This is a genomic window from Lentzea albidocapillata (assembly GCF_000719115.1).
In the GTDB taxonomy this organism is placed as follows: Bacteria; Actinomycetota; Actinomycetes; order Mycobacteriales; family Pseudonocardiaceae; genus Lentzea; species Lentzea albidocapillata.
Genome location: NZ_JOEA01000011.1, coordinates 25,717 through 48,164 on the forward strand (window position 1 = coordinate 25,717; position 22,448 = coordinate 48,164).

The following is a 22,448-nucleotide window of genomic DNA, read 5'->3' on the forward strand; positions in this document are numbered from 1 at the left end:
AGTTTGTTGCCTGGTCGGCTCAGCCCGCCATGATCTTCTGCAGGGCGTCCAGCGCACGGGAAGCCGTCGACTTCACGGTGCCCTTCGAGATGCCCGTGGCCTCGGCGATCTCCGCCTCGGACAGGTCGCCGTAGTAGCGCAGCACGAGGACCTCGCGCTGGCGCGGCGGAAGCTGCTGCAACGCCTTGACCACGGCCTGGTGCTCCGCGGTGAGCATCGCGAGCGACTCGGCCGACCGTGCGTTCGCCACGTGCGGCGGCGTGTAGTCGCGGGCCGTCTTGCGCCGGCGCAGCACGCTGCGGGAGCCGTTGACCACGGCCGTGCGGAGGTAGCCGACGGCCGCCTGGGAGTCGCGCAGACCCTTCCAGTTGCGGTGCAGGCCGGTGAAGGCCTCCTGGACCACGTCCTCGGCCGTCGACGGCTCGTCGACGAGCAGCAGCGCGAGCCGGACGAGGCGCATGCGGTGCTGCTTGTACAGGTCTTCGAGCGTGAGGGGCCCTGTGGGAGGTCCTGCGACGCCGTCCTTGATTCGCAGGTTGGTCAGGGTGTCCTGCACGGTGCGCGGAGTTTCTTCGCCAACCACAAGGTAGGACGGTACCGGTCAGCTTCACTACGGTGGTGGCATGGCCCGCTTTGCAGTCGAATTGGTGTTCGGTCCCGATCGCGAGAAGCGCCTCGCGGTGCGCCCCGAGCACCGCGAGTACATCGCCTCCCTCGCCGAGAAGGGCGTGATCCTCGCGTCAGGTCCGTATGCGGACGACGCCGGCGCGTTGATCATCTACGAGGCGGCGGACGAAGCCTCGGTGAAGGAGATCATCGCCGCCGACCCCTACACGACCGCGAACGTCGCGCAGTGGACCATCCGCGAGTGGAACCCGCTGATGGGACCCTGGATCACCGGCTAGCGGCCTGCCCGCCCGGCCCGACCAGGCCCGACGTGTCGCTCGCGGCCATCTGCCGGTCGGCGTCGGCCACCTCCTCGACCGCCTGGCGGTCCACGACCACCGGCGTGAACGCGCGGAAGAACTTCAGCACGCCGACCCAGCCGGGGACGTGGACCGCCTTCGCCCGCTTCTCGATGCCCCTGACCACGGCCCTGCCGACGTTGCGGACGGGGTACTTCTTGCCCGCGACGCCCGGCATGCCCTGGCGCAGCTTGCCGAAGACCGGGTGCTCGTCGGCGCTGTTGACCATGTCCGTGGAGATCCACGAGAAGTACGCGGTGCCGACGCCCACGCCCAGGTGCCTGACCTCGGCCCGGAGGCTGTCCGCAAACGCTTCGCAGCCCGCCTTCGCCGCCGAGTAGGCCGCGTTGCCGGGGATGTGGACGATCGCCGCGAGCGACGAGACGACCAGGCAGTAGCCGCGGCTCTTGATCAGGTGTGGCAGCGCCGTGCGGACCGTGCGCCACACACCGAGCAGGTTGACCTCGATGACCCGTTCGAACGCCTTCGGGTCCATCGAGCGCACGAACCCGGTGGCCGCGATGCCCGCGTTCGCCACCACGACGTCGATGCCGCCGAAGTGGGCCGCGACCTCGTTCATGACGCGGTCGAGCACGTCCCAGTCCGTGACATCGGCTTCCCACGCCTTGCCGCCGGTCTCCCGTGCGACCTCTTCGAGCTGGGCTTTCTCCAGTCCGACGAGCGCGAGACGAGCCCCGCGCGAGGCCAGTTGCCTCGCCACCTCGGCGCCGATGCCCCTGGCCGCGCCGGTGATCAGTACCACCTTGCCCGTGACGTCCATGCTCGTCACGGTAACGCAACCTACTCCCGGTAAGCTACTGGCAAGTTAAATTGCGCTGAGGCGGTCCACCTCGGCCTGCGTGAGCTCCAGGGTCAGCAGCGGCAGCAGGTCGCTGAGCTGCTCCAACGTCCGGGCGGACGCGATCGGCGCGGCCACCGTCGGCTGCTGGGCGAGCCACGCCAGAGCGACCGACGCGACCGTGGTCTCGTGCGTCTCGGCCAGTTCGTCGAGCACTTCGAGCACCTGCAGACCGTGCTCGTCCAGGTACTTCGAGGCCGCGCCCGCCCGTGCGCTCTGCACCTCGACGCCCGGCCGGTACTTGCCGGTGAGGAAGCCCCTGGCGAGCGACCAGTACGGCAGGGTCGCCAGGTCGTGCACCGCGGCGGTGTCCTGCAGGTCGCCCTCGAACTTGTCGCGGCTGACCAGGTTGTACTCGGGCTGCAGCGCCACGAACTTCGCGAAGCCCTCGCGTTCCTGGATCTCCAGCGCCAGCGCCAGCCGTTCGGCGGAGAAGTTGGACGCCGCGACGTAGCGGACCTTGCCGTCGCGGACGAGCTGGTCGTAGGCGGCCAGCGTCTCCTCCAGCGGCGTGTTCGGGTCGTCGAGGTGGTTGTAGTAGAGGTCGATGTGGTCGACGCCGAGCCGCTTCAACGAGCGTTCGGCGGCGGTCAGCACGGTGTCGCGCTTCTGGTTGCCGAACCCGGCGAGCATGCCGACCTTCGTGGCCACCACGACCTGGTCGCGGTCGTTCCGCGCCAGCCACCGGCCGATGATCGTCTCCGACTCGCCGCCGGAGTTGCCCTCGGCCCAGGCCGAGTACACGTCGGCGGTGTCGAGGAAGTTCCCGCCCGCCGCGGTGTAGGCGTCGAGCACCGCGAACGACTCGTCCTCGTCCGCGGTCCAGCCGAACACGTTGCCGCCCAGGCAGAGGCGGGACACGTTCAGGTCAGTGGTGCTCAAGATCGGCATACTGCGAAGGTAGTCCGCCACGAAGATTGGGGTTCGGATGCTGGGAACGTTCGGGGTCTGGGGTTCGCACTACGAGTGGGCCGGGAAGATCGGCGAGGTCGCGGAGCTCGAAGCGCTCGGCTACGGGACGTTCTGGCTCGGCGCCTCACCGGACATCGCCCTGGTGGAGCAGGCGCTGAACGCCACGACGTCGATGACCATCGCCACCGGCATCACCAACGTCTGGCAGACCGAGCCGGAGGCGATCTCCGCCGAGTTCCACCGGCTCGCGAGCGACAGGTTCCTGCTCGGCGTCGGCGCGGGCCACCGGCAGCTCGACCAGGCCTACGAGAAGCCCTACGACAAGCTCGTGTCCTACCTCGACCGGCTCGACGTGCCGGCCGACCGGCTGGTGCTCGCCGCCCTGGGCCCGAAGGTGCTGAAGCTCGCCGCCGACCGGACCGCGGGTGCCCATCCGTACCTGGTGCCGGTCGAGCACACCGCCGAGGCGCGCAAGGCGCTCGGCGACAAGCTCCTCGCGCCCGAGGTGACCGTGGTCGTGGAGGAGGACCCGGTGGCCGCCCGGGCCATCGCGCGTGAGCAACTGGCGGTCTACTTCACGCTCACCAACTACGTGAACAACTGGCGCCGGTACGGGTTCACCGAGGAGGACGTCCAGGGGTCGGACCGCCTGCTGGACGCCCTGGTGGCGCACGGCAGCCCGGACCAGGTGGCCGCGAAGCTGCAGGCACACGTCGACGCGGGTGCCGACCACGTGGCCGTCCAGTCGCTGAACGGCCACTACGCGGAACTGGCCGGCGCCCTCGGGCTCAGGCGCTGATCTCGACGCCCTTCCAGAACGCCACGTGGCCCTTGATCTGCTTCGCCGCTTCCATCGGCTCGGGGTAGTACCAGGCCGCGTTGGTGTTCTCGGCGCCGTCGACCTGCAACGAGTAGTAGTTCGCGTCGCCCTTCCACGGGCAGTGCGAGGTGTGGTCGGTCGGCTTCAGCACCGCCGGGTCGACGGACTCCAGCGGGAAGTAGTGGTTGCCTTCGACCACGACGGTGTCGTCGCTCGAAGCGATGATCTTGCCGTTCCACTGAGCGGTTGCCATGTCTTCCAGTGTCCCCTTACCGGCGGGTAGCGCAGACCGGCTGGTCAACTGGTACTTGATCGATCACTCTGTGAGGACGGCCACTGCACCGGCCCCGTGACACACCCTCGTAGGATGCGAGCTGACACCCGTTCAGGGCGCCTGAGGAGGACCACCGATGCCCATCGCAACTCCCGAGGTCTACGCGGAGATGCTGGACCGGGCCAAGGCGAACGAGTTCGCCTACCCCGCCATCAACGTCACGTCGTCGGAGACGCTCAACGCGGCTCTGCGCGGCTTCGCCGAGGCTGAGAGCGACGGCATCATCCAGGTCTCGACCGGCGGTGCCGAGTTCGCCTCGGGCACCAAGGTCAAGGACATGGTGACCGGCGCCGTGGCGCTCGCGGAGTTCGCGCACGTCGTCGCCGCGAAGTACCCGGTCAACATCGCGCTGCACACCGACCACTGCCCGAAGGACAAGCTCGACGGGTACGTGCGTCCGCTGATCGCGATCAGCCAGGAGCGGGTGGACAAGGGCGGCAACCCGCTCTTCCAGTCGCACATGTGGGACGGCTCGGCCGTCGCGCTGGACGAGAACCTCCAGATCGCGAGCGAGCTGCTCGACCTCTCCGCCAAGGCGAAGCTCGTCCTCGAGATCGAGGTCGGCGTCGTCGGTGGCGAGGAGGACGGCGTCGACAACGAGATCAACGACAAGCTCTACACGACGGCCGAGGACTACCTGAAGACCGTCGAGGCGCTCGGCGCCGGTGAGAAGGGTCGCTACCTGCTCGCCGCGACGTTCGGCAACGTGCACGGCGTCTACAAGCCGGGCAACGTGAAGCTGCGCCCGGAGATCCTCAAGCAGGGCCAGGACGTCGTGGCGGAGAAGCTCGGCCTCGCGGCCGGCTCGAAGCCGTTCGACCTGGTCTTCCACGGCGGCTCCGGCTCGCTGCTCGAGGAGATCCACGAGGCCGTGTCGTACGGCGTCATCAAGATGAACATCGACACGGACACGCAGTACGCGTTCACCCGTCCGATCGCGGCGCACATGTTCGCGAACTACGACGGTGTGCTGAAGATCGACGGCGAGGTCGGCAACAAGAAGGCCTACGACCCGCGCAGCTACCTCAAGGCCGCTGAGCAGGCCATGGCCGCCCGCATCGCCTCGGCGTGCGAGCACCTCAAGTCGTCGGGCCGCATGATCGCGGGCTGACACCGGTTGTGAGAAGGGCCCCGGCTCGTGCCGGGGCCCTTTTGCTTTCAGCGGAACGCTTCGACGTTGCGTGCGGCCCAGTCGGCGAACGACCGCGGAGCGCGGCCGAGAACCGCCTGGACGTCCGGGCTCACGCGCAGTTCATGCGGGGTCGGCGAGCTGAGGATGTCCAGGGTGTCGTCGGCGAGCTCGCCGGGCATCAGCTGTTCCATGCCGGCCTTGGCCTCGGCGCGGGTGAGCTCGTGGAACCGCACAGGCTCGCCGAGTGCCCCCGCGATGGCCGCGGTCTGCTCCCGGGGCGTGATCACCTCCGGGCCGGTCAGTTCGTAGACCGCGCCGTTGTGCCGGTCGTCCGTGAGGCAGGCGGCCGCGACCTCCGCGATGTCGGCAGGGTCCAGGATCGGTACCCCGGTGTCGCCGAACGGTGCGGCGACCATCCGGTTCGCGCGGACGGACTCGGCCCACCACAGGGCGTTGGACGCGAAACCGCCCGGCTGCAGGATCGACCAGTCGAGGCCGGAGTTCCGGACCACGTCCTCCAGCTCGCGCATCGCGACCCGTGTCGTGCCGAACGGCCTGGTCACCACACCCAGCGTGGAGAGCAGGACGATTCGGCGGACTCCGTTCGCCTTCGCCTGGACGATGATGTCGGCCGGACTGGCGTCGGCGGCGTGCAGATCGCCGGACAGCAGCAGGAACAACGCCTTCGCGCCGTCCAGCGCGGGTTCGAGGCTTCGGGCGTCGGCCAGGTCGGCTTGGACGTGCCGCACCCCGTCCGGCACCTCGGCGGCGTTCCGCGACACCGCCGTCACCTGCTCACCCGACTCGGCCAGCGCCCGCGTCAACGGCCTGCCGATGTTCCCGGTAGCGCCGGTCACCACGATCATTTTGCAGCTCCTTCGTCGATGTGGGCACGACGCTAGGAACTGGGCTTACGTTTTGTAAGGACGTACCTGTAGGTAAGCTCCGGACATGACGGTCGGAACTCAGTTCACGCGGTCCGGGGCGACGGAGCGGTATGAGGTGTTTCACACCGACTGCCCCGCGCGGGAGATGGTCGGCCACGTCACCAGCAGGTGGGGCATCTGGGTGCTGATCTCCCTGCAGACCAACGACCTCAGGTTCTTCGAGCTGCGCGAGAGCATCCGCGGCGTCAGCGAGAAGATGCTGTCCCAGACCCTGCGCGGGCTCGTCGAGGACGGCCTGATCTGGCGCAGGGTCGAGCCGACGACCCCGCCCCAGGTCACCTACGGGTTGACCGAGTTCGGGCGGGACGTCGGCGAGCCGCTGGCCGACCTCTTCGGCCGGATCACCAGCCGGCTGTCAGCGGAGCTGGCCGATCTTCAGCCTTGACGCGATCAGCTGTGTCTTCGGTCGGTGGACCACCATGTCCCCGACCGTCCACAACACCGCCAGCAGCACGGCCGTGACCGCCGCCGACGAGAACGAGATGGGCGGCCCCCACAGGTACTCCTGCTGGAACCAGATTCCGACGTACCCGACCGTCGTGACGGCCGCCGACCCGAGCACGGCGGCGGCCGGCGTCGGCATCTCCACCGCGTGCGCCGCATCGATGGCGAGCGCGACGAGGATCAGGAACAGCGGCACCGCGGACTTCGGGAAGTCGATGCCCGCGAGCAACGGCCAGATCAGGCACCGGTACGCGACGTACCCGGCCGCGACCGCCGTGGCGGCCCACCGCCGTCCGATCGTCCGGCGGGCGACGACCAGCACGATCGCCGCGGCGACCAGCCCCCACACCGGGTACACCCAGTCCGCGATGGGCAGCGCGAAGTGCACGACCGCCTCCCGCCCGACCGGCACGCCGAGCTGGTCGGCGGCGAACTGCAGGAGGATCGGCTCGGCCTCGGCCTTACCGCTGTCGTAGGCCTGCAACGCGCGCACGCCGTACTCCTGGTGCTGGTTGGGGAACCAGACGTTCTCCAGGAAGAAGAACCACAGCGCCACGAGCCCGAACGTCCGTGCGTTGCCCTCGGGGAAGTACTTCATCCACCCGCGGATCGCGCCGGCGAGCATCACCGCCGTGCCCAGGTAGAGCAGCGCGTGCGACCCGCTCCAACTCGTGATGTCGAGCCCGTTGACGCGGTGGTTGATGATGTCGATCGGCAGGGCCACGAGGAAGATCCCGCACCCGACTTGCATCAACCGGATCGTCAGCTTGTCGCCGCCGTACCCGGTGAACGTGTGGAACAACGTCAGCCCGACCACGATGACCGTGCCGACCGTGTTGATCAGGTGCGGCGGCGCGAGATCGTCGCGCAGCCACTTGAAGTGCCACGAGACGTCCCACGACGACCCGATCAACTTGAGCAGGAGACCGACGAGCCACAGCTGGTAGAGCTGCTTCGTGAGCGCCGCCGGTGTCTGTCTGCCGGGCGCGCCCCGCTCCCAGTACTGGTCACGGAACTGCCTAACCCCCTGAATCATCCGCACATCATGAGCTTTGCTCGGGTGTCCAGGTAGGCGGAACGCCCCTGGTTTTACCCTGATGTTTCCAATTCGTGCGCACGATGGAGTGAACGAAGTTGAACTTCGGTGGGCGGGCTCGGCAAGGTGCACGGCCATGAGCTCTGACGCGACCGATCGTTACAAGGCGACCACGAAGCAGCGGATCATCGCCGGAGTGCTCGTCACCGTGCTGATGCTGGCTGTTGTGGCCACCGTCCTGAGGATGTTCGTCTAGCTGGCACGATGGGCCGCATGGTTGAGAACCTCCTCGGGCCCGAGCCGACTCGTCTTCCCGAACGCTCTGAGGCGCAGGCTGCCGCTGATGGCGGTACTGATCCCGGCAAGATCGTTCGGGCCTATCCGGACTTTTCTGAGGCTTGGGCCTTGTTGGCTGAGCGGGCTTTGCATGCTGGGGACCCTGTTGCTGCTTATGCGTATGCCCGGACTGGGTATCACCGGGGGCTTGATCAGTTGCGGCGGGCTGGGTGGAAGGGGTTTGGGCCTGTGCCTTGGTCGCACCGGCCCAATCAGGGGTTTTTGAGGGCGCTTGCTGCGTTGGCGTTGGCTGCTCGGGAGATTGGGGAGGATGAGGAGTGGGACCGTTGTTCCAAGTTCCTTGCTGACTCGGATCCTGAGGCGCCGGCTGCGCTTGGGCTGGTCTGACGCTCTGTCCGTAGTGTTCCCCGGCTTGCGGGCGGCCTGGTCGCCTTGCGTGCTTCCCCTGGGGGCGCTGCCCCCAGACCCCCGGCAAGTCTGATCAGGGGGTTCACGCCGTGCGTAGGTAGATGGCACGCCTGTTGCGTTGGGCGGCTGCCTGTTGCGTAGCTGGGTGCGTTGGCGGTGGGGTCCCATCACGAGCCGAGCCAAGAGCGGGCCACATGCGTGAAGGGGTGTCAACTCGACGAAAAGCGTGTCGAGTTGACACCCCTTCACGCATGCAGCAAGTGCTATGGCGCGACTCGGCGGGTGGTGAGTGGTGGGCGCGGTTCGGGAAGCGGTTGGGCGTGGGGTTGGGCGGTGGCGTGGGGCCGCGTTGCCGATCGTCCAGTGTGCTCTGTCCGCTGGCCTTGCCTGGATGGTTGCGACGCTGGTCATCGGGCACGCGCATCCGTTTTTTGCGCCGATTGCCGCTGTTGTTTGTCTTGGGGTTTCGCTGGGGCAGCGGTTGCGGCGGGTTGGTGAGCTCGTCGTTGGTGTTTCGGTTGGGGTTGGGGTTGGGGACGCGCTGATCAGCTGGATCGGTAGTGGGCCCTGGCAGATTGCGCTCGTTGTGGCGCTGGCGATGTCTGCCGCCGTGTTGCTGGACGGCGGGTCTGTCATTGCGTTGCAGGCTGGGAGCAGTGCGGTGCTTGTCGCCACGTTGTTGCCGCCCAGTGCTGGTGGTGGGTTCGACCGGATGATCGACGCGTTGACCGGTGGGCTTGTCGGGTTGGCGGTGGCTGCGCTCATTCCGGCCAATCCCGTCACGGTGGCGCAGCGGCAGTTGAAGGTGCTCACGAACACCCTTAGTGGGGCGTTGCGGGACCTTGCTGGTGCGCTTGACGAGAAGGATTCGGTCAAGGCTGCTGGGGTGTTGGCCGAGTTGCGGACCAGTCAGACGACCATTGACGACTACAAAACGGCGTTGCTGACCGGTAGTGAGATCGCGAAGATCGCGCCGATTCGGTGGCGGGCCAAGGACGAGCTCAAGCGGTATCAGACTGCTGCCGGGCCGGTGGACTACGCGATTCGGAACACTCGGGTGCTGGCTCGGCGGAGCATGGCGGCGTTGAAGGCCGACGAGCGGATTCCGGACGGGGTGCCGGACGTGCTCAAGGACTACGCGGACGCCGTGGACTGTCTGAAGGGCGAGTTGGAGAAGAACAAGGAGCCGAAGCTGACTCGGGAGGCCGTGCGGGACGCCGCGCGGGTGCTTACCGCGCGGCGTCTCGGCGGGGACGGGTTCTCGTCCAAGGTCGTGCTGGCGCAGATCCGCAGTGTCGCGGTGGACCTGCTGCAGGCCACGGGGCTGAGCCGGAGTGAGGCGATGGAGGCGTTGCCGCCTCTCAGCCCTCCGGCCGATGCAAAAGCCCGTGCAGAAGAGAGTGCACCTGTTCGTGATCGCGAGGATCCGTCAGAACGCACGCACCGCCCGTGATCGCGTACCACTCTTCCGCGCCTTCGTAACGGACCTGTGCGCGTAGTTTTCCGTCCTCGGAAAGTTCCGTGCACAGTTCCAGGTCGCCTGTCACGACGCCGACCTCATCGGTCATCACGCCGCCGGGGCCCGCTACGAAAAGCGAGGAGAGTGGCGTCATCAGCACCTTCCGAGCATGCCCGTCAGTTCCGTCTTCTCCGCCGAGTTCACGCTGAGGCTCCAGCGGTACTTGGTGTGTACCCACATCTTCGCGTAGGTGCACCAGTACGTCGTCAGCGGCGGCTTCCATGTTGCCGGGGTCTGGTCGCCCTTGGCCTGGTTCACGTTGTCCGTCACCGCTATCAGCTGCGGGCCCGACATGTCGTTGGCGAACGACTGGCGTTTCGCGGTCGTCCACGATGCCGCTCCTGACCTCCAGGCCGCCGCCAGAGGCACGATGTGGTCGATGTCCACGTCGGAGGCCGCGGACCACGTCGCGCCGTCGTAGGGCGAGAACCACCTGCCCGACGTGGCGGCGCAACTGGAGTCGGTCACCACGTTGGTGCCGTCCCGCTTCAGAACGGCCTCACGAGTGTTGCAGGTGCCGGACTGGGTTACCCAGTGAGGGAACTTGTCGCGTGAATAGCCCGTCATCGGGCCGTCCGCGCGAACCGTGAGACCGGCCAATTCGGACTTGGCGGTGGCGGCGGTGGGGATGTTCGGCGGTGTCGCGAGTGCAGGGGAAACAAAACCAAAGGTGAGAGCTGCTGCGGCAACTAAAACACCGATGGTTCGGTTAACTTTTGACATCGTCCCGACCTTCCTAGTTGGAAAGTGATCGGGACCTACCCTCAGTCACATTATGAAATTAGGCAATGCCTTCGAGTGACACTCAAGTGAATGACAGGCGCACGGCTAGAGGCCTCGTACGAGCCTCAGGTCCTCGGTGTGGCGGTACCAGGTCCACTTGTCGACCGGGCGTGGGTGCTTGTGGCCGTCCAGGACCGCCGTCGTGGGGAGGCAGCCGAGCTGGAACGCGCGTGGGCGGCTCACCCGGACCTTGGAGCCGATGAGGCGCTTGTTGACGATCCGGATCTGCAGACCCAGGCCGCCGTCCGGGTCCGGTGTGCACTCGATCCGCGAGGCCTGGCCGCGCAGCACGTTGTCCGCGTCGCTGTAACCAACGCCACGAACGGGTGCCAACACGCCGAGACCCATCAGCACTCCGCCGACGTCGTCGCGGACGAACGGAACGGGATCTACGTCACCGTTGAGGGCGATGTCGAGGGCCCGCGCGGGGTCGGTCGAGAGCCCCCAGAGTGCGGCCACGGACGAATCGGCGAGGGGTACGTAACCCAGTGCCACCGAACCCAGCTTTTCCTTGCGCAGCAACCGCAGTGCCACCGCCGCGAGGTCCGCGTCGGTGCCCGCCACGACCAGCCGGTCGGCGTCCAGATGTGGATCTACGTGGTCCTTGCCGGGCCTCTCCGGGACGGCGTGGACGTCGTCACGTTGAGCGATCATTGGCAACTGCGCGTTTCCGCAGGCCAACACGATTCCGCGCACGGTCATCTCCTGGTCTACCCTCACTTACCGGCATTCGCTCGAACCAGTCCAAGTGCTTGGAGTTTCACATGCCGGCCGTCGTGCTGATCGGTGCCCAGTGGGGCGATGAGGGCAAGGGCAAGGCCACCGACATCCTCGGTGAGCGTGTCCAGTGGATCGTTCGTTACCAGGGCGGCAACAACGCGGGTCACACCGTCGTCCTCCCGGACGGCCAGAAGTTCGCCCTGCACCTCATCCCGTCCGGCATCCTCACGCCCGGCGTGAAGAACGTGATCGGCAACGGTGTCGTGGTCGACCCCGGCGTGCTGCTCACGGAGCTCGCGGGCCTGGAGGAGAAGGGCGTCGACACCAGCGGTCTGCTGATCTCGTCGGACGCGCACTTGATCATGCCGTACCACGTGGCCATCGACAAGGTGACCGAGCGCTACCTGGGCAAGGCGAAGATCGGTACGACCGGGCGCGGCATCGGCCCGGCCTACCAGGACAAGCTGGCCCGCGTCGGCGTCCGCGTGCAGGACCTGCTGGACGAGAAGATCCTCCGGCAGAAGGTCGAGGCCGCCCTGGACTTCAAGAACCAGGTGCTGGTCAAGGTCTACAACCGCAAGGCGCTCGACCCCGAGCAGGTCGTCGACCAGGTGCTGGAGCACGGTCAGCACTTCGTGCACCGCATCGCCGACACCCGCCTGCTGCTCAACCAGGCGCTCGACCGTGACGAGATCGTCGTGCTGGAGGGCTCACAGGGCACCCTGCTCGACGTCGACCACGGCACCTACCCGTTCGTCACGTCGTCGAACCCGACCTCGGGTGGCGCGACCGTCGGTTCCGGTGTCGGCCCGACCCGCATCAGCACCGTGATCGGCATCCTGAAGGCCTACACGACCCGCGTCGGCTCCGGTCCGTTCCCGACCGAGCTCAACGACGACCAGGGCGAGTACCTGCGCAAGCAGGGCGGCGAGTTCGGTGTCACCACCGGACGTTCGCGGCGCACCGGCTGGTTCGACGCCGTGATCGCCCGCTACGCGAGCCGCGTCAACGGCATCACCGACTACTTCCTCACCAAGCTCGACGTGCTGTCCGGCCTCGAGAAGGTGCCGGTCTGCGTCGCGTACGAAGTGGACGGTCGCCGGGTCGACGAGATGCCGATGACGCAGACCGACGTGCACCACGCCGTCCCGGTCTACGAGGAGCTGCCGGGCTGGTTCGAGGACATCTCGCACTGCCGCTCGTTCGACGAGCTGCCGGCGAACGCCAAGTCCTACGTCGAGTACCTGGAGAGCATCATCGGAGCCCGCGTCTCGGCGATCGGTGTCGGCCCCGGCCGCGACCAGACGATCGTGCGCCACGACGTGCTCAGCTGACAGCTCGCTCCCGGGCCTCGGCCAGCGCGGTCTGCGTGACCTCCAGCTGGTCGAGGCCCTTCAGGAACTCCCTCGTCATCGAACCGTCGGCCGCCGCCGCGACTCCCAGGACCGCGATTGCGGCCGCCCAGATCGCCCGTGAGCGGACGCGACCGCACCACCGAGTGCCGCACCAGTGCCGCGGTACCGACCAGCAGCACCAGCACGATCACGTGCCGTCGCGTGGCGATCGGCCACAGCGCCGGGTGGAACAGCAGCGTCAGCGACGCGAATTTGATCGCTGCGACTGCGGCTGTCACTCGGCCGTTGGCAGGAAATATGTCCGTGCGGGGAACATCTCGATGTACGACGCGTTTTCACGATTTGGGCGTCGTTGACTCATCTCCTGGGCTCGCCTGTACTTCCTGCCCATGACCTTGTCCATAGCGGGAGTGGCCGCGCGGCCGAAAACCGCAACGCCTGTGCAGGCGCGGAAATTCACCCTGCCGCTGCGTTGGATCAGCCCTGTCGCGCTGGTCCTGCTGTGGCAACTGGCCAGTTCAACGGGTGTGCTGTCACCCGACAAACTCGCTTCTCCTCTCACGGTCGCCGAATCCGCCGGTGAGCTGATCGCGGACGGCCAATTGGGCGAAGCGTTCGCGGTGTCCATCACGCGCGTTCTGTTCGGGTTTCTCATCGGCGGCTTTGCCGGAGTTGTTCTGGGGCTGGCATCCGGTCTTTCCCGCTGGGGCGAGACATTGCTGGATCCGCCCGTGCAGATGTTGCGGACGTTGCCGCACCTGGGCCTGATCCCGTTGTTCATCCTCTGGTTCGGCATCGGCGAGGAACCCAAACTCGCGCTCGTGGCGGCCGGGGTGGCGTTCCCGCTCTACCTCAACCTGCACGCGGGCATCCGGCAGACCGATCCCGGTCTGGTCGAGGCCGCTCGGGTGCTCGGCTACAGCCGGTTCGAACGGATCGTGCACGTCGTGCTGCCGTCCGCCGTGCCGCAAACCCTGGTGGGGCTGCGGATCGCGTTCGGCACCGCCTGGCTGTCGCTGATCGTCGCCGAGCAGATCAACGCCGACGCCGGCCTCGGCTTCCTGATCAACAACGCCCGTGAGTTCCTCCGCACCGACGTCGTGGTCGTCGGCCTCGTGGTCTACGCGCTGCTCGGCCTGACGACGGACGCCCTGGTGCGGTTGCTGGAAAGGAGGATCCTGCGATGGCAAAAGCGGTAAGCGTTCGTGGTCTGCACAAGGCTTTCGGTGCGCGAACGGTGCTGAACGGCATCGACCTGGAGGTCGAGCCCGGCGAGTTCGTGGCACTGCTCGGCCGCAGCGGGTGCGGCAAGTCGACGTTGCTGCGCATCCTCGCAGGCCTGGACCGTGAGGTCGGCGGCGAAGCGGAAGTCCCCGGCACGGTGTCGATCGCGTTCCAGCAGCCGCGCTTGCTGCCGTGGCGCAGGGTCTGGCGCAACATCTCGCTGGGTCTGCACAAGCCGGACGGCCGCGCGATCGCCCTGAAGGCGCTGGAAGAAGTGCGGCTGACCGATCACGCCGACGCGTGGCCGCTGACGTTGTCCGGCGGTGAGGCGCAACGGGTCTCGCTCGCGCGGGCGTTGGTGCGCGAACCGGACGTGCTGCTGCTCGACGAACCGTTTGGCGCGCTGGACGCGCTGACCAGGCTCGCCATGCACCACCTGGTGGAAGACCTGTGGACCAGGCACAAGCCCGCCGTGCTGCTCGTGACGCACGACGTCGACGAGGCGTTGCTGCTCGCCGACCGGATCCTCGTGCTCGACGAGGGCCGGATCGTCGCGACCCACCACGTCGACCTGCCCCGCCCGCGCCGCCGGGCATCCGTTGTGGAGCAACGCACCCGCGTACTCGCTGACCTGGGAGTGGATGTTGAAGAAGCTGCGTGACAGAAGCCTGTTCGGTCTGCTGGCCGCGATCCTCCTCACCACCGGGTGCTCGACGGGGATGCAGTCCGCGGACACTCCCGCCGCGGACGTCGTCCTCAAGGTCGGTGACCAGAAGGGCGGGGCGAAGGCGCTGCTCACGGCCGCCGGTCTGCTCGACGACTTCCCCTACAAGCTCGAATGGTCGACCTTCACCTCGGGCCCGCCGCTACTCGAAGCCGCGTCCGCCGGAGCCATCGACATCGGGGGTGTGGGCAACACACCCCCGATCTTCGCAGCGGCTGCCAACGCCAGGATCGCCGCGATCGGCGCGTCCAAGGGTCAGGTCGAGGCTGACGCGATCCTCGTGCCGGAGAACTCGCCTCTGCGGAAGGTCACGGACCTGAAGGGCAGGAACATCGCGGTCGCGAAGGGCAGCTCGGCGCACGGCCAGGTGCTGCTCACGTTGCGCGCCAACGGGTTGACGACCAAGGACGTCACCCTGAACTTCCTGCAGCCCTCCGACGCGTACGGAGCTTTCGCGCAGGGCAAGGTCGATGCGTGGGCGGTCTGGGACCCGTACACCGCGCAGGCCCAGCAGGAGGCCAAGGCCCGCGTGCTGACCACCGGTGAAGGCAGGTCGAACGGGTACGGCTTCCAGGTCGCCGGCAAGAAGGCCTTGGACGACAAGGGGAAGAACCCGGCGCTCAAGGAGTACCTGATCCGCTACTACAAGGCCCAGAAGTGGGCCGACACGCACCGCGAGGAGTGGGCGAAGGCCTGGTCGGCCGAGACGGGCCTGAAGTACGAGGTCGCCCTGGCGGCCGTGAACCGCAACGGCGACCTGCCGGTGAAGATCGACGACACCCTGATCAAGTCGCAGCAGGAGCTCACGGACGCGTTCACCGACGAGAAGACCCTGCCCGGCAAGGTCGACTTCGCGAAGTTCGTGGACACGAGGTTCCAGGGAGATCTGGCATGAGCATCACGCTGCACTGGTTCCTGCCGACGTCCGGTGACGGCCGCACGGTCGTGGAGCACTTCCACGCCAACCGCGCGCCCGCTGCCGGGGCACGTCGTGAGCCGGACATCGACTACCTGGCGCAGATCGCGCGCACGGCCGAGCAGGTCGGGTTCACCGGCGTGCTGACGCCGACCGGCACGTGGTGCGAGGACGCCTGGCTGACCACGTCCGCGCTGATCGCGCAGACCACGAAGCTGAAGTTCCTGGTGGCGTTCCGGCCCGGCGTGCTGTCCCCGACGCTCGCCGCCCAGATGGCCTCGACGTACCAGCGGATCTCGCGCGGCCGGTTGCTGCTCAACGTGGTCACCGGCGGCGATTCCGTGGAGCAGCGGCGGTTCGGCGACTGGCTCGACAAGGACCAGCGGTACGCGCGCACCGACGAGTTCCTCCAGGTCGTGCGCGGGATCTGGACCGGCAAGCCGTACACGTTCCAGGGCGAGCACTACCAGGTGCGGGACGCGACGGTGCTGGCCGCGCCGGACCCGGTGCCGCCGATCTACTTCGGCGGCTCGTCCGACGCCGCCCTGCCGGTGGCGGCCGCCCGCGCCGACGTCTACCTGACCTGGGGCGAGCGGCCGGAGGACGTGGCGGCGAAGATCGCGCGGGTGCGGGCGCTGACCGATCGCCCGATCCGGTTCGGCATCCGGCTGCACACGATCAGCAGGGACACGTCGGCGGAGGCATGGGCGTCGGCCGCGAAGCTCCTCGACGCGCTGGACCCGGCTGCGGTCGCGAAGGCGCAGGAGCAGCTGGGAGCGTCGGAATCCGTTGGCCAGCAACGGATGCTGGCACTGCACGGCGGCGACCTCAGTCGAGGCGTACGCGGGCTGGAGATCTACCCGAACCTGTGGGCCGGCGTCGGACTCGTGCGTGGTGGCGCGGGAACGGCGTTGGTGGGCTCGCACTCCGAGGTCGCGGATCTCATCGAGGAGTACCACTCCATCGGGATCGACGAGTTCGTGCTGTCCGGCTACCCGCACCTGGAAGAGGCCTACTGGTTCGGCGAGGGCGTGCGGCCCCTGCTGAAGCAACGAGGGTTGCTCGACGGGGACCGCACGCTCGCACTGGCTACCGCTTGACCTTGGCCTCCACGGCCGTGTCGGGGTTGTCCGCGAACACGCCGTCGATGCCCTGCTTGAAGAACAGGTCGTACTCCTCGAAGGCCCGGCCGTACGCGGCCGGGTCGGTCGAGGACCGGAAGTCCGCCGGCAGGAACGAGTTCTCGTTGCGGAACGTCCAGGAGTGCACGATCAGACCGACCTTGTGGGCGTCCTTCACGACGGTCGTCGGCGCCTTGAGGAAGCCGTTGGCGTCACGCGGGATGATGATGTCCTTGGTGAGGCCGACACCGTCCGCGTAGGAACGGACCTCGCGCAGGCCCGCCGGGGTGACCAGATCGGCGTAGGTGCGCTTGTCACCGGCCACGACGAAGTCGTACGGCGCGCCGGAACCGTTGACCAGCTGCACGATCGGCACGCGCAGCGACCTGTTGAGCTCCTTGAGGTTCGCGACCTCGAACGACTGCACGTAGACCTTGGCGCCGCGGCGGTTCAGGCCGTTGCGGTTGAGGATGTCGACGAGCTTCGGCTCCAGCGCGAGACCGATCGACTGGAAGTACGTCGGGTGCTTGGTCTCCGGGTAGATGCCGATCTCGCGGCGCAGCTCGCGGGACAGGCGCTTGGACAGGTCGATGACCTCCTGCAGCGTCGGCACCTCGAAGCGGCCGTCGTAGAGCGTGTTGCGCGGGCGGATCGCCGGGATGCGTTCCTTGGCGCGCAACGTCTTCAGCTCGGCGAGCGTGAAGTCCTCGGTGAACCAGCCGGTGACGGCGACACCGTCGATGGTCTTGGTCTTCTTGCGGTCGGCGAACTGCGGCTTGGCCGAGACGTCGGTCGTGCCGCCGATCTCGTTCTCGTGCCGGGCGACCAGCTTGCCGTCCTTGGTGGGCACCAGGTCCGGCTCGATGAAGTCGGCACCCATGCGTGCCGCGAGCTCGTAGGCCGCGAGGGTGTGTTCGGGCCGGTACGCCGACGCGCCGCGGTGCCCGATGACGATCGGACCCTTGTCGTCATGTGCCGAGGCGGAGGGCAGGGACGCCACCACCGCACCCGCGAACACGAGGACTACGGCGGCTAGACCTCTCCGATACATCGTTCGACCTCCCGTTGTGTTGAGAGCGCACTCAAGCATCGCAACACGAAAAGCAGGTGAACGGTTACTCACGGGACAGTGCGGCTTCCTCCAGGTCCAGTTCGCGCAGCACCCGGAAGAGCACCTCGTCGTCGATCTCGCCCTTGTCCCTGGCCCTGACGAACTCGTCACGTTCGGCGCTCAGCATCACCCGGCGCAGCCTTCGGTACGCGGCCGCCGGGCTTTCCTCCTCCTGCCGCCCGAGGCGTTCCCACGCGGCGTTGCCCCGGTGCTCGGCGAGTGATCGGAGCTGGTCGCGGACGTGGTCAGGGACGCCCTCGATCTCCTGGTCGAGCCTCGTCACCGCGGCCTGCGCGGCCCGGTGCTGCACCTGCGCCTCGGCCAGCGCGTCGGTGCGGGCGTCGTCGCCCTCGAAGCCGATCTTGTTGATCAGCCACGGCAACGTCGTGCCCTGCAGCAGCAGCGTCGCGACCGTGACCGTGAACGCGCAGAACAGGATGACGTCACGTCCCGGAACATCGGTCGGGATCGCGGCCGCCGCCGCCAGCGTCACCACGCCCCGCATGCCGGCCCACGCGATCACCGTCACCTGGCCCAGGTGCGGCACGCCCTCACGTTCCCTGATGCGTTTGTTCAAGAACACCGGCAGGTAGGAGGCCGGGTACATCCACACGAACCGGGCAAGGATCGTGGCCAGCAGCACCGCACCCGCGCCGAGCAGCAGGCCCGCGCCGAGTTCGACGTTTCTGATGATCGACGACACCTGCAGCCCGATGAGCGCGAACACGAACGACTCCATCAGCGCGTCCACCGAACGCCACACCGCCCCGTCCTGCAGGCGGGTCCGGTAGCTGCCGCGCGGGGCGTTGTGCCCGATGTAGAGGCCGGCGACGACGACCGCGAGCACGCCGGAGACGTGGAAGCCCTCTTCCGCGAGCAGGTAGGCACCGAACGGCACGAGCAGGCCGAGCGCGCTCTCCAGCACACCCTCGCAGAGCCGTTTGCGCAGGAAGCGGACGACGACGCCGACGACCAGGCCGATCGCGATGCCGCCGATCGTCACCTTCACGAACATCCACACCCCGTCGAGCGGGTGCATCGCCGCGCCCGCCGTGGCCGCCACCGCGACCTTGAACGCCGTCAGCGCCGTCGCGTCGTTGATCAGGCTCTCGCCGACCAGCAACGTCATCGCGCGGCGCTGCAACCCGAGCTTGCGGCCGATCGCGACGGCCGCCACGGCGTCCGGCGGCGCCACGACCGCGCCCAGCACGAGCGCGGCGGCGAACGGCAGGTCCGGGAAGACCAGCTTCGCCGTCACGCCCACCACGAACGTCGTGAACAGGACGAGCCCCACCGCGAGGAACCCGATCGGCCGCAGGTTCGCGCGGATGTTGAGGTACGAGCTGTCCAGCGCCGCGCTGTAGAGCAGCGGCGGCAGCACCACCAGCAGGATCAGGTGCGGATCGAGCTCGAACTCCGGCACGCCGGGGATGAACGAGACGATCAGGCCGACGGCCACGAGGACCAGCGGCGCCGACCAGTTCAACCGGCGTGCGACGGCCGTGACGATCAACGCCCCGAGGAGCAGCAGCAGAAGCTCAGGCCCGAACATGCCGCTCATTCTGCGTAATGATGGGAGCCATGACCTGTTCGCACGTAGGAGCGCTGCCCCGGTCGGTGGCGCCGGAGTCGGCCGAGGGCTGTGTCGACTGCCTCGCTCTGGGTGAGCACAACTGGGCCCACCTGCGGATGTGCCTGTCCTGCGGACACGTGGCGTGCTGCGACTCGAGTCCCCACAGGCACGCGACCGCGCACTTCGGAGCGTCCCAGCATCCGGTCATGCGCTCGTTCGAGCCGGGCGAGGACTGGCGCTGGTGCTATGTGGACAGTGCCATCGTCTGAAGTCTTTGCACTCCCTTTGGATTGATCGTCTGCCGCTGTGATCGCCCCCACAGTACGGTCGGTCCGTGGCCAACCCGGACCTCGCCCGCATCGTCGCGGAGCACGACGAGGAGATGCCGTCGCGTTCGCTCTCACCCAGGTGGGAGCAGGCGCTGTGGATCGCCGGCCTGCTGATCGCCCTCCTGGTGCTCAAGCAGGTCTTCTTCCCGTTCGCCAAGGGAAGTCAGTACTACCTGATCATGTTCCTGGCGGTGACGCTGCCGCTGGTGTTCCTCGCGTACGGCCGCGGGCACACGCCGCCCTGGTGGGACTGGGTGCTGGCCGCGCTGGCGTTCGTGGTCGGCGCCTATCCGCTGTTCGGGGGCTTCGACGAGTTCCTGAACAGGCAGGGCCAGCTCTCGACGCTCGACGTCATCGCGGGCGCGGTGCTGCTGGTGCTGATCCTGGAGGCGTGCCGGCGCACGACCGGCTGGGTGCTTCCGGTGGTGTGCCTCGCGTTCATCGCCTACGCCTACTACGGCGGGTTCCTGCCGCCGGCGTGGGCGATCTCGCACTCCGGCGTCGACTTCCCGCAGATCATCAACGGCTTCTTCAACGACGCCAGCGGGTTCTACGGCACGCCGCTGGACGTCGCGGCGACCTACATCGTGCTGTTCACGATCTACGGCGCCGTGCTGAACGCTTCCGGCGCGGGCAAGTTCTTCGTGGACATCAGCTTCGCCGCTTTCCGCAAGTCGCGGACCGCTCCCGGACGCACGGCGGCGACCGCGGGCTTCCTGCTGGGCACCGTGTCAGGTTCCGGTACGGCGACCACGGTGTCGTTGGGTGCCGTGACGTGGCCGATGCTGCAGAAGGCCGGCTACCCCAAGGAGAACGCGGGCGGGCTGCTCGCGGCGTCCGGAATCGGCGCGATCCTGTCGCCGCCCACGCTGGGCGCGGCGGCGTTCATCATCGCCGAGTACCTGCAGGTCTCGTACCTGGAGGTACTGATCTGGGCGATCATCCCGACGCTGCTCTACTACCTGGGCATCGCGCTGGCCGTCGAGGCCGACGCGCGGCGGTTCGGTGCCCGGCCGGTCGACGTGGACGCGCCCCGCTTCTGGGACGTGCTCAAGCTCGGCTGGTACCACTTCCTGTCGCTCGGGATCATCATCGTGTTCCTCGCGCTGGACATCCCGGTCTACAAGGCCGTCGTGTACGCGACGGGAGTGGCCGCGCTGTTCGCGTTGATCAACCACCGGCGTGACTGGTTGCGGTTGATCGCGGACGCGTTGTCCATCGGCGTGCGCTCGGCGTTCCCGGTGATCGCGGTGTGTGCAGCGGCCGGTGTCGTGACCTCGACGATCACCAAGACCGGGCTGGGGCAAGCGCTTGCGGGGTCGTTGGTGGACCTCGCTTCGCTGTTGACCTCCGAGCCCGTCGTGGTGCTGATGCTCACGGCGGTGCTCGCGGCCGTGGCGGTGTCGGTGCTCGGACTGGCCGTGCCGGTGACGGCGTCGTTCATCATCTCGTGGGTCGTCATCGGACCGGCGTTGATCACCCTGGGCGTCGAGCCGGCCGAGACCGCGATGTTCATCTTCTACTACGCGGTGCTGTCCGAAGTGACACCGCCGACCGCGCTCGCTGCCGTGGCTGCCGCGGCGCTGACCGGCGGCGACGTGATGAAGACGATGTGGCAGACGTGGAAGTACACGCTGCCCGCGTTCCTCGTGCCGCTGGCGTTCGTGCTGACCGACGCCGGCGCCGCTCTGCTGCTGCGCGGGCCGTTGCTGGACTCGGTGTGGGCGTTCGGAGCGTCCGCGCTGGGGGTGGCCGCACTCGCCGTGCTGACGGGCGGCTGGCTGTTCGGTCCCGCGCGCTGGCCGGAACGGATTCTGTGCGTGCCGGCCGCGTTGTTCCTGCTCTATCTGCAGCCGTTGACGATCGCCATCGGGGCCGGATTCCTCGTGGTGGCCGTGGCGGTACACCTGGTGACCCGTGGGAGGGTTCGTGATGCTGCGTAAGTACGCGATCGGTGCGATCGCTTTGGCGCTCGTGGTTTCCGGGTGTGGCGGCAAACGCACACCCACCACGCCGGATGCTTCGGGTGGCGGTGCGTCCTGCGAGGCGTCCGACGGCCGGATCACGATCGCGACCGGCAACTCCGGTGGCGTGTACTTCGTGGTCGGCGGCGGTCTCGCGAAGCTGATCTCCGACAACTCGAAGCTCAAGGCGTCGTCCGCCGAGACCGGCGCGTCGGTGCAGAACATCCAGCAGCTCGTCGCCGGCACCTACGACATCGCGTTCTCGCTGGCCGACACCGCCGCGGACGCCGTCAACGGCACCGGGGCGTTCAACGGCAAGAAGGAGAAGATCGCGGCGCTGACGCGGATCTACCCGAACTACACGCAGGTGCTCGTCCGGGCCGATTCCGGGATCAACTCGATCGCGGACATGAAGGGCAAGCGGATCTCGACCGGCTCGCCGAAGTCCGGCACCGAGGTGATCGCCGGACGGCTGCTGAAGTCCGCGGGTCTCAACATCGACTCGGACGTCCAGGCGCAGCGGCTCGACCTGACCAAGACCGCGGACGGCATGAAGGACGGCAGCATCGACGGCCTGATCTGGTCGGGCGGGTTGCCGACGCCGCAGATCACGGACATCACGACGTCCCTCAGGGACAAGGTGAAGTTCATCGATCTCGCCCCGCTGCTGCCGGAGATGAAGAAGATCAGCCCGGTGTACGACACCGCGCCGATCCCGGCGGCGACCTACGGGGTGGCCGAGGTTTCCACGATCGTGGTGCCGAACCTGCTGCTCGTCCGTGAGGACTTCGCGGCCAACAACGCGTGCGCCGTCACCAAGCTGATCTTCGACAAGAAGGCTGACCTGGAGAAGGTGCATCCGGCCGTGAAGGACATCTCGAAGGACAAGGCCGCGGCCTCCGACCCCGTCCCGCTGCACCCTGGGGCGAAGCAGGCGCTCGGCTGAACTACGCTG

24 protein-coding genes are annotated in these 22,448 nt (G+C 67.7%); 14 read left to right on the forward strand and 10 right to left on the reverse strand.

The window, feature by feature from the left end; all coding sequences use genetic code 11:
• Positions 1-19: 19 nt before the first annotated feature.
• Positions 20-583 (reverse strand): SigE family RNA polymerase sigma factor, encoded by a 564-nt coding sequence (locus IG04_RS0117610; RefSeq protein WP_030477748.1) that lies wholly within the window; start codon positions 581-583, stop codon positions 20-22.
• Positions 584-623: 40 nt separating this feature from the next.
• Here IG04_RS0117610 and IG04_RS0117615 point away from each other — a divergent pair, with 40 nt between their 5' ends.
• A complete protein-coding gene (locus IG04_RS0117615; RefSeq protein WP_030477749.1) occupies positions 624-905 on the forward strand; it encodes a YciI family protein in 282 nt (93 codons plus the stop codon).
• Here IG04_RS0117615 and IG04_RS0117620 read toward each other — a convergent pair.
• Both IG04_RS0117620 and IG04_RS0117625 read right to left on the reverse strand, forming a co-directional pair.
• A complete protein-coding gene (locus IG04_RS0117620) occupies positions 895-1,746 on the reverse strand; it encodes an SDR family oxidoreductase (RefSeq protein ID WP_030477750.1) in 852 nt (283 codons plus the stop codon). The genes IG04_RS0117615 and IG04_RS0117620 overlap by 11 nt on opposite strands.
• Before the next feature lie 45 nt (positions 1,747-1,791).
• On the reverse strand, positions 1,792-2,715 hold the full coding sequence (locus IG04_RS0117625; protein ID WP_030477751.1) for an aldo/keto reductase: 924 nt from the start codon (positions 2,713-2,715) through the stop codon (positions 1,792-1,794).
• 37 nt (positions 2,716-2,752) lie between these two features.
• Here IG04_RS0117625 and IG04_RS0117630 point away from each other — a divergent pair, with 37 nt between their 5' ends.
• Positions 2,753-3,535, forward strand: coding sequence for a TIGR03620 family F420-dependent LLM class oxidoreductase (locus IG04_RS0117630; protein ID WP_030477752.1), 783 nt, complete (start codon positions 2,753-2,755; stop codon positions 3,533-3,535).
• Here the strand turns inward: IG04_RS0117630 and IG04_RS0117635 are convergent.
• On the reverse strand, positions 3,525-3,809 hold the full coding sequence (locus IG04_RS0117635) for a DUF427 domain-containing protein (RefSeq protein ID WP_030477753.1): 285 nt from the start codon (positions 3,807-3,809) through the stop codon (positions 3,525-3,527). The genes IG04_RS0117630 and IG04_RS0117635 overlap by 11 nt on opposite strands.
• Before the next feature lie 157 nt (positions 3,810-3,966).
• On the opposite strand from IG04_RS0117635, the gene fbaA reads away from it, so the two are divergent.
• The gene (fbaA, locus tag IG04_RS0117640; protein WP_030477754.1) at positions 3,967-5,001 is read left to right on the forward strand and encodes a class II fructose-bisphosphate aldolase; all 1,035 of its coding nucleotides are present in this window, start codon (positions 3,967-3,969) and stop codon (positions 4,999-5,001) included.
• Between the two features lie 47 nt (positions 5,002-5,048).
• On the opposite strand, the gene IG04_RS0117645 is transcribed toward fbaA, so the two are convergent.
• Positions 5,049-5,888, reverse strand: a complete 840-nt coding sequence (locus tag IG04_RS0117645; RefSeq protein WP_030477755.1) for an SDR family oxidoreductase — start codon at positions 5,886-5,888, stop codon at positions 5,049-5,051.
• An 85-nt stretch (positions 5,889-5,973) separates the two neighbouring features.
• On the opposite strand from IG04_RS0117645, the gene IG04_RS0117650 reads away from it, so the two are divergent.
• Entirely contained in the window at positions 5,974-6,354 is a 381-nt protein-coding gene (locus tag IG04_RS0117650; RefSeq protein WP_030477756.1) for a winged helix-turn-helix transcriptional regulator, read from the forward strand.
• Here the strand turns inward: IG04_RS0117650 and IG04_RS0117655 are convergent.
• Positions 6,325-7,449 carry a hypothetical protein gene (locus IG04_RS0117655; protein WP_051770115.1) on the reverse strand — a complete coding sequence of 375 codons (1,125 nt, stop codon included), beginning with the start codon at positions 7,447-7,449 and terminating at the stop codon, positions 6,325-6,327. The genes IG04_RS0117650 and IG04_RS0117655 overlap by 30 nt on opposite strands.
• A gap of 273 nt (positions 7,450-7,722) precedes the next feature.
• Between IG04_RS0117655 and IG04_RS45320 the strand changes: the two genes are divergently transcribed.
• A complete protein-coding gene (locus tag IG04_RS45320; protein ID WP_084401580.1) occupies positions 7,723-8,133 on the forward strand; it encodes a DUF3151 domain-containing protein in 411 nt (136 codons plus the stop codon).
• Between the two features lie 313 nt (positions 8,134-8,446).
• Positions 8,447-9,607, forward strand: a complete 1,161-nt coding sequence (locus IG04_RS0117665; protein ID WP_051770117.1) for an FUSC family protein — start codon at positions 8,447-8,449, stop codon at positions 9,605-9,607.
• A 159-nt stretch (positions 9,608-9,766) separates the two neighbouring features.
• Here IG04_RS0117665 and IG04_RS0117670 read toward each other — a convergent pair whose 3' ends face one another.
• Both IG04_RS0117670 and IG04_RS0117675 read right to left on the reverse strand, forming a co-directional pair.
• Complete coding sequence (locus IG04_RS0117670; RefSeq protein ID WP_030477759.1) at positions 9,767-10,396, reverse strand: HNH endonuclease family protein; 630 nt, start codon at positions 10,394-10,396, stop codon at positions 9,767-9,769.
• 105 nt (positions 10,397-10,501) lie between these two features.
• Entirely contained in the window at positions 10,502-11,110 is a 609-nt protein-coding gene (locus IG04_RS0117675; RefSeq protein ID WP_144065408.1) for a hypothetical protein, read from the reverse strand.
• A gap of 110 nt (positions 11,111-11,220) precedes the next feature.
• Between IG04_RS0117675 and IG04_RS0117680 the strand changes: the two genes are divergently transcribed.
• From IG04_RS0117680 to IG04_RS0117705, 5 genes are all read left to right on the forward strand, one after another.
• Entirely contained in the window at positions 11,221-12,510 is a 1,290-nt protein-coding gene (locus IG04_RS0117680; RefSeq protein ID WP_030477761.1) for an adenylosuccinate synthase, read from the forward strand.
• A gap of 410 nt (positions 12,511-12,920) precedes the next feature.
• Positions 12,921-13,730, forward strand: coding sequence for an ABC transporter permease (locus tag IG04_RS0117690; RefSeq protein ID WP_030477762.1), 810 nt, complete (start codon positions 12,921-12,923; stop codon positions 13,728-13,730).
• Positions 13,715-14,416 carry an ABC transporter ATP-binding protein gene (locus tag IG04_RS0117695; protein WP_030477763.1) on the forward strand — a complete coding sequence of 234 codons (702 nt, stop codon included), beginning with the start codon at positions 13,715-13,717 and terminating at the stop codon, positions 14,414-14,416. The genes IG04_RS0117690 and IG04_RS0117695 overlap by 16 nt, the downstream gene beginning before the upstream one ends.
• Positions 14,397-15,374 carry an ABC transporter substrate-binding protein gene (locus IG04_RS0117700; protein ID WP_051770119.1) on the forward strand — a complete coding sequence of 326 codons (978 nt, stop codon included), beginning with the start codon at positions 14,397-14,399 and terminating at the stop codon, positions 15,372-15,374. Before IG04_RS0117695 ends, IG04_RS0117700 begins: the two co-directional genes overlap by 20 nt.
• Positions 15,371-16,495, forward strand: a complete 1,125-nt coding sequence (locus IG04_RS0117705) for an LLM class flavin-dependent oxidoreductase (protein ID WP_030477765.1) — start codon at positions 15,371-15,373, stop codon at positions 16,493-16,495. Before IG04_RS0117700 ends, IG04_RS0117705 begins: the two co-directional genes overlap by 4 nt.
• Here IG04_RS0117705 and IG04_RS0117710 read toward each other — a convergent pair.
• Both IG04_RS0117710 and IG04_RS0117715 read right to left on the reverse strand, forming a co-directional pair.
• A complete protein-coding gene (locus IG04_RS0117710) occupies positions 16,485-17,567 on the reverse strand; it encodes a glycerophosphodiester phosphodiesterase (protein WP_036014998.1) in 1,083 nt (360 codons plus the stop codon). The two genes, IG04_RS0117705 and IG04_RS0117710, sit on opposite strands and share 11 nt — an antisense overlap.
• Before the next feature lie 64 nt (positions 17,568-17,631).
• Positions 17,632-19,188: a Na+/H+ antiporter gene (locus tag IG04_RS0117715; RefSeq protein ID WP_036015000.1), complete on the reverse strand. Its 1,557-nt coding sequence runs from the start codon at positions 19,186-19,188 to the stop codon at positions 17,632-17,634.
• 20 nt (positions 19,189-19,208) lie between these two features.
• Here IG04_RS0117715 and IG04_RS0117720 point away from each other — a divergent pair, with 20 nt between their 5' ends.
• The 3 genes from IG04_RS0117720 (at position 19,209) to IG04_RS0117730 (ending at position 22,439) form a co-directional block, all read left to right on the forward strand.
• Positions 19,209-19,469, forward strand: a complete 261-nt coding sequence (locus tag IG04_RS0117720; RefSeq protein ID WP_036015002.1) for a UBP-type zinc finger domain-containing protein — start codon at positions 19,209-19,211, stop codon at positions 19,467-19,469.
• Between the two features lie 113 nt (positions 19,470-19,582).
• Positions 19,583-21,472 (forward strand): TRAP transporter permease, encoded by a 1,890-nt coding sequence (locus IG04_RS0117725; RefSeq protein ID WP_051770176.1) that lies wholly within the window; start codon positions 19,583-19,585, stop codon positions 21,470-21,472.
• Positions 21,462-22,439 (forward strand): TAXI family TRAP transporter solute-binding subunit, encoded by a 978-nt coding sequence (locus IG04_RS0117730; RefSeq protein WP_030477770.1) that lies wholly within the window; start codon positions 21,462-21,464, stop codon positions 22,437-22,439. The genes IG04_RS0117725 and IG04_RS0117730 overlap by 11 nt, the downstream gene beginning before the upstream one ends.
• Positions 22,440-22,448: the final 9 nt, after the last annotated feature.

Coding starts and splice junctions, on each gene's coding strand:
- IG04_RS0117675 (WP_144065408.1), bottom strand. CDS start 11,110: ATGATCGCTCAACGTGACGACGTCCACGCCGTCCCGGAGAGGCCCGGC.
- IG04_RS0117705 (WP_030477765.1), top strand. CDS start 15,371: ATGAGCATCACGCTGCACTGGTTCCTGCCGACGTCCGGTGACGGCCGC.
- IG04_RS0117720 (WP_036015002.1), top strand. CDS start 19,209: ATGACCTGTTCGCACGTAGGAGCGCTGCCCCGGTCGGTGGCGCCGGAG.
- IG04_RS45320 (WP_084401580.1), top strand. CDS start 7,723: ATGGTTGAGAACCTCCTCGGGCCCGAGCCGACTCGTCTTCCCGAACGC.
- IG04_RS0117695 (WP_030477763.1), top strand. CDS start 13,715: ATGGCAAAAGCGGTAAGCGTTCGTGGTCTGCACAAGGCTTTCGGTGCG.
- IG04_RS0117630 (WP_030477752.1), top strand. CDS start 2,753: ATGCTGGGAACGTTCGGGGTCTGGGGTTCGCACTACGAGTGGGCCGGG.
- IG04_RS0117690 (WP_030477762.1), top strand. CDS start 12,921: ATGACCTTGTCCATAGCGGGAGTGGCCGCGCGGCCGAAAACCGCAACG.
- IG04_RS0117655 (WP_051770115.1), bottom strand. CDS start 7,449: ATGATTCAGGGGGTTAGGCAGTTCCGTGACCAGTACTGGGAGCGGGGC.
- IG04_RS0117625 (WP_030477751.1), bottom strand. CDS start 2,715: ATGCCGATCTTGAGCACCACTGACCTGAACGTGTCCCGCCTCTGCCTG.
- IG04_RS0117680 (WP_030477761.1), top strand. CDS start 11,221: ATGCCGGCCGTCGTGCTGATCGGTGCCCAGTGGGGCGATGAGGGCAAG.
- IG04_RS0117700 (WP_051770119.1), top strand. CDS start 14,397: ATGTTGAAGAAGCTGCGTGACAGAAGCCTGTTCGGTCTGCTGGCCGCG.
- IG04_RS0117715 (WP_036015000.1), bottom strand. CDS start 19,188: ATGAGCGGCATGTTCGGGCCTGAGCTTCTGCTGCTGCTCCTCGGGGCG.
- IG04_RS0117645 (WP_030477755.1), bottom strand. CDS start 5,888: ATGATCGTGGTGACCGGCGCTACCGGGAACATCGGCAGGCCGTTGACG.
- IG04_RS0117670 (WP_030477759.1), bottom strand. CDS start 10,396: ATGTCAAAAGTTAACCGAACCATCGGTGTTTTAGTTGCCGCAGCAGCT.
- IG04_RS0117710 (WP_036014998.1), bottom strand. CDS start 17,567: ATGTATCGGAGAGGTCTAGCCGCCGTAGTCCTCGTGTTCGCGGGTGCG.
- IG04_RS0117620 (WP_030477750.1), bottom strand. CDS start 1,746: ATGGACGTCACGGGCAAGGTGGTACTGATCACCGGCGCGGCCAGGGGC.
- IG04_RS0117725 (WP_051770176.1), top strand. CDS start 19,583: ATGCCGTCGCGTTCGCTCTCACCCAGGTGGGAGCAGGCGCTGTGGATC.
- IG04_RS0117635 (WP_030477753.1), bottom strand. CDS start 3,809: ATGGCAACCGCTCAGTGGAACGGCAAGATCATCGCTTCGAGCGACGAC.
- IG04_RS0117615 (WP_030477749.1), top strand. CDS start 624: ATGGCCCGCTTTGCAGTCGAATTGGTGTTCGGTCCCGATCGCGAGAAG.
- IG04_RS0117650 (WP_030477756.1), top strand. CDS start 5,974: ATGACGGTCGGAACTCAGTTCACGCGGTCCGGGGCGACGGAGCGGTAT.
- IG04_RS0117730 (WP_030477770.1), top strand. CDS start 21,462: ATGCTGCGTAAGTACGCGATCGGTGCGATCGCTTTGGCGCTCGTGGTT.
- fbaA (WP_030477754.1), top strand. CDS start 3,967: ATGCCCATCGCAACTCCCGAGGTCTACGCGGAGATGCTGGACCGGGCC.